Source organism: Mailhella massiliensis (genome assembly GCF_020741395.1).
Classification (GTDB): Bacteria; Desulfobacterota; Desulfovibrionia; order Desulfovibrionales; family Desulfovibrionaceae; genus Mailhella; species Mailhella massiliensis_A.
The window spans coordinates 1-3113 of record NZ_DYZA01000169.1; the positions used below are offsets into that span (position 1 = coordinate 1).

Sequence of the window (3113 nt, forward strand, 5' to 3'; positions counted from 1 at the left end):
AAAAACAGCAAATCCGCTGCCTTGACTGCGGAAAGGAGTTTCACATGTTTGACATATAAGGGAATAGTGTCGAGGCCTTTACCTGTGGGGAATGAACGTATATGTTTTTTCTGAACAAAAGAAAAGAATAATATTGTTTTTCTGCGTCAGGAGCATCAATATGAATTATAATAAAAGCTTAAAAGTAATAAATATTTATAATATGATCAATGGTACATATAAAGATGCTGATTTTTATCTGACCAAAGGAGAAAGGACATTTCATCGACTGCGCAGAGCTCTTACCGATGCTCATCAACAAGGAAAAAAGTATCTTGTATGTTCAAGATGCTATGGGGCACTTTTCTTGCGCGGAGGGAATGAGTCCGTCGGTGGTCACCGGCGACATTTTGCCCACTATGAAAGTGAAGAATACAGCAAATGCCCTCTGAACGACGGTTCTTCATCCATTTCTCCAGAGGAGATAAAAAGGGAACAATATCTCGGACTTCAGGAAAGCGGACGACATTAAGGAACATGAAAAAGCTCTCCATACGCAACTTCTTCGTGTTGCGGCATGGAGAGCATGTTTTTCAACCCCATAACCGAGAGGGGGTATCGACTTTTTGGTGGAGGCGGGGAGAGTCGAACTCCCGTCCGAGAAAGGTCCACGCAAGGCCTCTACAGGTATAGTCTGCGTATGGCTTTTCGCCTCAGGACTCGCCCGCAGACGGGCATCCGTCGGTTATCCCGCCGTAGAGTCTCACGCACGCCCCGGAAGGAACAGACGTACGCCAGCCCGATGGATTGGCGCCTCGGCGACGTATCGGGCGTCGGCCGCTTCGGCGTGACGGTCTAAGCCGTCAGGGTGCCCCGCCGCTTACGCAGCGTAGGCGTATTCGTAATCGTTGTTGGCAATTACTTTGTTGCCGCTTTTTACGAGGCCAGCGGCGCCTCGACCTGCAACCATGGCTTCCAGCATCCCCGTCGAAACCAATGCGCCCCCATTTCTGAAGGAGCCTTGCTGACATGGGTCAGAAAGACCGGCCTGCGCATCATGCGCGAGGCAGGATGAATATATGCACGAACGGCCGCTTCGTAAAGGGGGCGGAACGCCTTTTTCGTCAGTCGAAGTCGGCCAGAAGCGGGGCCATGCTGAAGGAGCCGAGCCGTATGTTGCTGCATTCGCGCCGCATCCTTGCCATGGCCTCGTAAAGGTGGGGGGATCCCATGCCGTTATGGATGGAGCTGTAGGCCTCGATGAAGGCGGCCAGCGTGTCGCAGGCCTTGATGAGCTGGCCGTCCTTGGGGTCATACGCGTCGCGGTTGAATCCTTCCTGCAGGGCGAGGAAGCCTTCCTTTTTCACGGTGTTGCCCTCGACGCGGCAGGTGTCGTTGAATTCCGATTTTGTGGCAAGGCCGAGATAGTAGTCCAGCCGTTCGCGGATATGGCCGTAGCCTTCCTGTTCCAGAGGGTCGAGTATTTTGCTGTGCAGCTCCTCATCCTCGTACTGATGGATGATTTCCGGTAGCTGTGCCACGGAGCGCTTGACCGGGGTGATGATATCGCGGGTGAGCAGTTCCGCGAGGTCGTGGAACAGGCCGCAGTAGAAGTCGTTGATACGGCGCTGGGCGCAGCCGTCCAGGTACAGGCTGAAAAGATAGGCGTACACGGCCACGATGAACATGTGCCCCAGCACCGAGGTCGCAGGCACGCGCGGTGTCTGCGCCCAGCGTATCTGGAAGCGCAGCTGGCCGCAGAGGTTGGCCATGCGGGCAAGGGCTGTGCCGGAACCGGCCAGAAGCTCGTTCACACCCTCCACGTCCTTCAAAGCCAGGAGCCTTTTATTGAAGGAGGGGCCGATCTCTTTGATTTCCTCATCAAAAGCGTTGAGAGGCTCGATGAGGGTAAATTCCCAGCGTGAAGCATACATGTGCGCGGCGCTCAGGATGCGGTCGGAAAGCCGGTTTGCTTCCTCTGCGGGCCGTTGATGATAATGCACGAGCCTCTGCCAGAAGTCTTCGTCCAGCGGGCGGATGCGCGGCTCAAGTTCCTTGAGTGTCCAGGCGGTGAGCTCGGCGTAATGTTCTTTGTTGGCCTTGATGCGGTAGAAAACGGGAGGCTTGATATCGGTGATGATAAGCCTGTAGAAATAATCGAAAATGCCACCCTCGATAATATCTGTGCCCATGCGGCGGTGCTCTTCTTCCGAAAGTTTTCCCGCGTTCTGCTGCCAGAGCAGGAAGGCCGCGATCATTTTATGGGCCTGCTTGTCCAGCTCGAAGAGTTCCACGGGCCGGAGCTTGTCGTTCCAGCGCCGCATGTTCGCGCCCGAGAAAATGAACTGAAGAAGGCTTTTTCTTATGCTCCGCATGGCCGATTCCTCACTTGCTTAATCTTCCGTTTTATGGCAGATACCTTGTTTCGAATGTTCTGGCAAGGGAACGGCGGTCTGGTAGCCGCTCCCAAGGTGCGCTTTGCCGGCTCCCCGTTGCGGGCAACTCGTCTCCGGTTTCCCTTGGAAAAAGAACGACTGTAACGAGGAATGTGCTTCTTCGCCCTTCGGGCCGGGAAGCCTTTTTGTGACTACGCCTCTTCAACGGCACACTCATGCGGTTCCGCTCCCTGCGGGACAGGAGATATTTTCATGAAAACTTTCAGCCCGACCCCGGCCGATATCGACCGTCAGTGGTATCTGGTTGACGCCGAAGATCAGATTCTTGGCCGCCTCGCCACCCAGATCGCCCATCGTCTGCGCGGCAAGCATAAGCCTGAATTTGCCCCTCACATGGACAACGGCGACTTCATCGTCGTGATCAACTGCGAAAAGATCCGCGTGACCGGCACCAAGATGCACGACAAGTTCTACTACAGCCATTCCGGCTGGGTGGGCGGCCTCAAGGAAGTCAGCCTTGAAAAGATGCTGGCCACCAAGCCCGAAGAAGTGCTCCGCAAGGCCGTTCGCGGCATGCTGCCCAAGAACCGTCTTGGCCGCGCCATGCTGAAGAAACTGAAGATTTATGTGGGCGCCGAACATCCCCACGCCGCTCAGGCCCCCAAGCCGCTCACCTTTGAGAAGTAGGAGCCACGCCATGTCTACCTCTTTTGATTATGGTACCGGCCGCCGCAAGAC

The 3113-nt window shown here is 55.1% G+C and carries 3 protein-coding genes and 1 other RNA gene; 2 read left to right on the forward strand and 2 right to left on the reverse strand.

What is annotated here, in order from left to right; genetic code table 11:
- The first annotated feature begins 160 nt into the window (after nt 1-160).
- Nucleotides 161-511 carry a hypothetical protein gene (locus K8W16_RS08425; protein ID WP_304122705.1) on the forward strand — a complete coding sequence of 117 codons (351 nt, stop codon included), beginning with the start codon at nt 161-163 and terminating at the stop codon, nt 509-511.
- Nucleotides 512-606: 95 nt separating this feature from the next.
- On the opposite strand, the gene ssrA is transcribed toward K8W16_RS08425, so the two are convergent.
- Together ssrA and K8W16_RS08435 are read right to left on the reverse strand one after the other, a co-directional pair.
- Nucleotides 607-985, reverse strand: a transfer-messenger RNA (tmRNA) gene (ssrA, locus tag K8W16_RS08430).
- A 118-nt stretch (nt 986-1103) separates the two neighbouring features.
- Nucleotides 1104-2354, reverse strand: a complete 1251-nt coding sequence (locus K8W16_RS08435; RefSeq protein WP_304122706.1) for an HD domain-containing protein — start codon at nt 2352-2354, stop codon at nt 1104-1106.
- Between the two features lie 273 nt (nt 2355-2627).
- Here K8W16_RS08435 and rplM point away from each other — a divergent pair, with 273 nt between their 5' ends.
- Nucleotides 2628-3062 (forward strand): 50S ribosomal protein L13, encoded by a 435-nt coding sequence (rplM, locus tag K8W16_RS08440; protein ID WP_304122707.1) that lies wholly within the window; start codon nt 2628-2630, stop codon nt 3060-3062.
- Nucleotides 3063-3113: the final 51 nt, after the last annotated feature.

Excerpts from the sequence above, each read along its gene's own strand:
- K8W16_RS08425 (WP_304122705.1), top strand. The coding sequence starts at position 161 with ATGAATTATAATAAAAGCTTAAAAGTAATAAATATTTATAATATGATC.
- K8W16_RS08435 (WP_304122706.1), bottom strand. The coding sequence starts at position 2,354 with ATGCGGAGCATAAGAAAAAGCCTTCTTCAGTTCATTTTCTCGGGCGCG.
- rplM (WP_304122707.1), top strand. The coding sequence starts at position 2,628 with ATGAAAACTTTCAGCCCGACCCCGGCCGATATCGACCGTCAGTGGTAT.